This is a genomic window from Weizmannia acidilactici (assembly GCF_008974185.1).
GTDB lineage: Bacteria > Bacillota > Bacilli > Bacillales > Bacillaceae_C > Weizmannia > Weizmannia acidilactici.
The window spans coordinates 1-5,459 of record NZ_BKZP01000061.1 but is presented as its reverse complement, the minus strand read 5'-3'; the positions used below and the strand labels follow the sequence as shown (position 1 = coordinate 5,459).

Here is a 5,459-nt window from a genome sequence, read left to right as displayed (position 1 = left end):
TTTATCTTTTAGTAAATGAAAAACATCATCATATTTGCTAATACTTTTTAAAAAGTTGACTTTTAATCGTAATTCAACATATTTAAGACTGATATTATCTTTATCAACTATCGGGTATTTTACCCCGCCATATTGAATTGAACCAATTTGCATTTGACTATCATCTAATTCTTTTGGTAAATAGAGCTTTACAGTTTCTGTATAATCAGACGATACAACTAGTTTGAGGTTAATACTTTTAAAAATAAAACAACTTTTTATGAATAACTTTTGAATAGGTCCGTATTCATATTCTGTACTTTTCAACCTTCTCGCTCCTCATTAATATAATATCTAATTTTTAATGTTGCTCCTTTTCCTTTTTGCGGTGCATATAAAACTTCATCACCGGGCTTCATTAATGAATACATGGCCTTACAGCATGAGGGCATACGATGATTATTTGACGGATATCCTCCTACTTTTCTATGAATATCACCTGATACAAGATCAATATAAGAGAGTCCTTGTTTTTTTGCTTCAGATAGATAGTATTTTAATAATTTCCTTTTTAAATATTTCAGTTACCATTCTTTCACCTCAAAAATACAGAAGACACCTGAAAATCCAAGGTGTCTCAATCATGTTTGTACATTTATTGAATCATGCCCCAGCAATATCTTCCGCATTTCGATTGATCTCATCAATAATGCCAATGATTTTTCTTGCATCATCCATATTGTCCTTGAACAGTTCAACAATACTGCCAACTGATCTGAATGGTTCTTGTTGTAATACTTTTTTATCGAGTGTTCCGTTTTTAATGACATAATCAACAATGTGTTTAACAAATCGAATTTGGTTTAGATTTAACCGCTCCTCTGAAAGGAATTCGGAAAATGCTTCGTTGGCTGCTTTCGGATCCAAGCCAACAATTTGCCGAACTAGTTTTGTAATCGGCGTGTCACCAAAATCTTTTTCGTAATCTTCTCTCGTACCAAGTTCTTTCCAAAGTATATCTTCAAGCATTTTTACATCTTGGGCTGTTAGTGGTTTATTATGGTACAGTTTGTAAATCGCCATTTGGTCTTTATGTTCATTTAAATAATATTCTACTTTCTTCCGGTAATTTTGTAAATCATTCACATGAAACATTGGAGCGTTTTCTTTTACTTCGATTACTTCATCTTGGAAGTCTGTATAATAAATCTTCTGAGTTTCTTTTTCGATAAACTTGATTAAATCCCTTAACGCTTCACGCACATCATCTAGTTCAAATATATCAGCACTATCCCAAAATTCTTCCGTCAACACTTTATCAATGACGTGCTTTTGTTCCATTACTTGCGGAATCGTACCAAGTTTAGAAAGTGCTTCCGCCGTTTGAATGACACTGCGAATTGGTTTTGTGGCATTGTTGGCTTGTAATTTGGCCAATTCAATCGTATACATTAATAAATCAAAACGTTTAGCAAATTCATCATCTTGAACTGGGACAATGATCGGTGAGATATGTTCTTTAATTTCATTCGTATCAAGAACAGATAATGACACCCAATTGTCCTTATTTTTATATTTCTCCACATATTGCAGATGTTGTCTAACACGGAAATTTTCATTATCAAGGGCAAGAACGTCCCTTGTTACTTCATGGACTAATTCACTGCGATGGTTGATATATTCTTCTGTTTGATACTCAGTTCCTTGTAACTCACGGATTATATCCACTTTAGCATTGAATAGTTTTTCTGTGAGGCTTTTACCAACTTGAGTTTCCATGCCCTTTGGATTTTCACGGAAAAACTCAAAGTTTCCGCAATAGTCAAAGATGAGGAAATGCGTTTTATCTTGTCCAATTCCAAATAAATCTGGACAAAGCCGTGTTCCACGACCAATCATTTGCCAAAACTTTGTTTTCGAGCGAACCTTTTTAAAGAATACTAGATTAACCACTTCTGGTATGTCCACACCTGTATCAAGCATGTCCACAGATACAGCTATTTGTGGCATTTTACTTTTATCTGAAAAGTCATCGATTAATGTTTGAACATATTTTATGCTATAATCAATGACTCTAGCAAAATCTCCACCATACTCTGGGAATAATGCATCAAAACGTTCTACGATTCTTTCTGCATGGCGATGATTTTTTGCAAAAATAATCGTTTTGCCTAGCTTGTCGCCGCCTTCCACATGAATCCCTTTATTCATTAAATCTTTCAGAACCATATCGATGGTGTTGTCATTAAAGAGCCATTCATTTAAGGCTGAGCTGTCAATATCTTCCCTAAAGTCTTCTTCATCAAAGGTTTCTTCATATTTTTCTTTATCTTCTTCCGATAAATCATCGTAATGAATACCTTCTTCTAAAAACTTCGTCTTTGTCTCAATCGTTCGATAATCAACTAAAAACCCATCTTTTACAGCTTGATCGAGTTCATAGGCATATGTTGGAACGCCATTTTCCAAGTCAAACACTGCATACGTATTTTTATCAATCTCATCTTTTGGTGTAGCGGTTAATCCCAATAAAATTCCATCAAAATAATCGAAAATGCTACGGTATTTTTTATAAATACTCCGGTGCGACTCATCAATGATAATAAGGTCGAAATGTCCAACGGTAAATAATTTTTTCCCGTCTTGTCTTTTCGCCTCATCAATAGCATTCATCATTGTCGGATATGTAGAAAAAACGATTCTACTTTCCTCTGGGTTATCCTTGTTATCTAAAAGATTGCATAAAGGTATACTTGGCAGTAAGTTATTAAAGTTACGATATGCTTGGTTTATTAAAGCTTTACGATCTGCTAAAAAGAGAACATTTTTCACCCAATTATGACGAGTCAAGACATCAACAATCGAAATTGCTGTTCTCGTTTTCCCACTACCCGTTGCCATAACCAGAAGTGCTTTTCTTTGATTTCGACTTAATGCGTCACAAACTGATAAAATGGCTTCTTTTTGATAATAACGGTTACTGATATCGTCGTTAATTTGGATGTTTGTTAACGGACGTTTCATTTGACGGCGTTCCATTAACAAGTTTAGTTCTTCCTTCGTATAGAACCCTGATACTACCCTTGGTGAATAATCTCCGTCCCAAATATATGTTTTGAAACCATTCGTGTAAAAAATAATCGGCCGAATACCTGTCATATTTTCGATACAATCAGCATATAATTTTGCTTGTTGTTTACCTTTATTTGGATCTTCAGAAGCTCTTTTGGCTTCCACAACTGCGAGTGGCTTCCCATTATCTCCGAATAAAACGTAATCCACAAATCCTATACCAGTTTCATTTGGCATACCCTTAACTTTATATTCTCGGACAATATCTTTATTAAACTCCCAACCGGCAAGTTTTAAATCTAAATCGATATATTTTAGCCTTGTTTCAAATTCATTTAATTGATCTACTTGGAAATTATTTTCTTTCGTATTATGTTCACGTTTTTCAGTTACCTTCTTACGTAGATGTTGATTTTCTTTAATAATTTCTTCAAGCTTCCTGTCCTTCGCACTTAATTGTTCATATAAATCTTGTAATTCTTTCGGACGGACCTTCTTTTCTTCTCCAATCGGTAGTAGTGATTCATCAAATTCCCCAGCAGTAAATTCATCAGAATAACAATAATCAATCCATGCGATAAATTGGAATAGGTGATGAAGGGATAAAACAGCTTCATCACGTGTAATTGGTGCATTGGTATGGACAGCTTGATTACCAAGTTTCACCACATACTTCATCATCGGCAATAAATCTTCATCAATAATTCCTAAAAATTCCCGGTCGTGAATTAAACTAGATAGGTTATCCTGATAAGGAACTTTCAAAGCACTGTCATAGCTATATACCCACTTAACAGCCAGCTCCAGCGCACGTCGTGACTGAATCGCGCTGACAGCGGGACTTACAACTAAACCTTTTTCTGCTTCAAAACAAGCACTAGCAAAACTACTATATTGTTTTTTTTCATTTAAAAAGTTGAAGTTTGACACGTAACCACCTCCCTTTGATTAAAGGTTAGGAACTTTTTCTTCGTTAAACAATTCACCTTTAAATGCTTTTTGCATTAACGAGTTAAACAGATTTTCAATTTCTCCAATACTTTTCTGTATAAAAGATTTTTGTTCTTCAATTTTTGTCACTTTGATAGCAAATTGTTCTTGTAAATCTAGTGGGGGAATAATAATCGGCAAATTTTCAATTTGTTTTTTAGTTATTGCTTCTCTTGTTGCCCCTCCACTTGTAGATAATCTTAATAAATAATTTTGATAGCTTTCATTTGTAAGCATATAGCTTAGAAAAATAGGATTAATCAAATGTTTGATTACTCTGATGATGGATACATGCTGATTGACCCTAGCTGGCAAAACATCGTCAGGAACAATACAACTTCTTGCAACTGAAGCACCAGTAATATTAAGTAATATGTCATCTTTATTAACAATTACATTTTTTAGCTTCTCTGCTTGTTCTTCATCTATAAAAGCTAAATCACTATAATTAAAACTGTTATTATAAACATTCATACTTCTAATTAAACTAATACCTTGTTGCTTATAACTTGCATTTCCACCTATTGGAGTTGCTCCTGAACCAATCTTGGATGTAATATCTTTACAAATAGCTAATTTCCAACCTTTTGGATTTGTAATTGGATCCCCAAACATCTCCAAAAACACACTTTGCGTTAATTGGTCTAAGGCTTCGATTTGGGATTTGCGTTTATCTATTAATTCCTGTGCCTGATCTAATGTTTTTGAAATAAGTTTCTGCTTCTCTACCTCAGGAAGCGGTATTTCTAAATTTTCAAGCGCTTTTCTCGAGATATGTGGAATGGTTGCTCCTGTACTTGTATTCCTTAGGTATTGAAATTTCGATTGCAAAAATTTTCCAATGTAAGGCGTGTATATTTCTTCTAAATCAGTTTCAAGAACAGCCAAAGTACTCCCGATAACTCCTTCAATACCATAGGATACTGTTCCAGCGTTTGCGCCATCCCATGCAATAATAATGTTGTCTTTTTTAGCATAGATATATCCTTCTTGCATCTGACAAAATTTCGGATTGTGATTATCCCTCAAATCTTCAATCTGGATATATCTAACTGTATTTTCTCCAGGTACTTTAACCGGCTCAACTTTTTTTCCTTTTCTTATTTTGAATGCATCTTTTAACTTAATTAATTTCATACAGTTAACTCCTAATGATTGCTTTCAATTCTTGAATGCCTTTGGAGATATCTTTTTCCAATTCTTCTATTCTATTTAATATCACTTCCGGCGCCTCATACTCAATTTCCTCATACTCAATCTCTTTATACTTATTAATCGACAAGTCGTACTCATTCTCCCGCAATTCTTCCACCGGGACGAAGAAAGACTGCTCCGTGCGTTTGCGGTCCTTTTCTGCATCTAAATGTTGGAACCGTTCGATGATGTCCGGGATGTCGGTTTCTTCGATCGGCGTGCGT

Annotated in this window: 3 protein-coding genes and 1 pseudogene; all 4 read right to left on the bottom strand. The window is 34.5% G+C overall.

Annotated features, from left to right (window positions below; translation table 11 throughout):
- A partial coding sequence (locus tag BpJC4_RS15375; RefSeq protein WP_151698175.1) for a hypothetical protein occupies positions 1–306 on the bottom strand: 306 nt, incomplete at its 3' end.
- 336 nt (positions 307–642) lie between these two features.
- Entirely contained in the window at positions 643–3,981 is a 3,339-nt protein-coding gene (locus BpJC4_RS15370) for a DEAD/DEAH box helicase family protein (RefSeq protein ID WP_151698174.1), read from the bottom strand.
- A gap of 18 nt (positions 3,982–3,999) precedes the next feature.
- Entirely contained in the window at positions 4,000–5,178 is a 1,179-nt protein-coding gene (locus BpJC4_RS15365) for a restriction endonuclease subunit S (protein ID WP_151698173.1), read from the bottom strand.
- Between the two features lie 4 nt (positions 5,179–5,182).
- Positions 5,183–5,459: pseudogene (locus BpJC4_RS15360) on the bottom strand (SAM-dependent DNA methyltransferase); the annotation flags it as partial.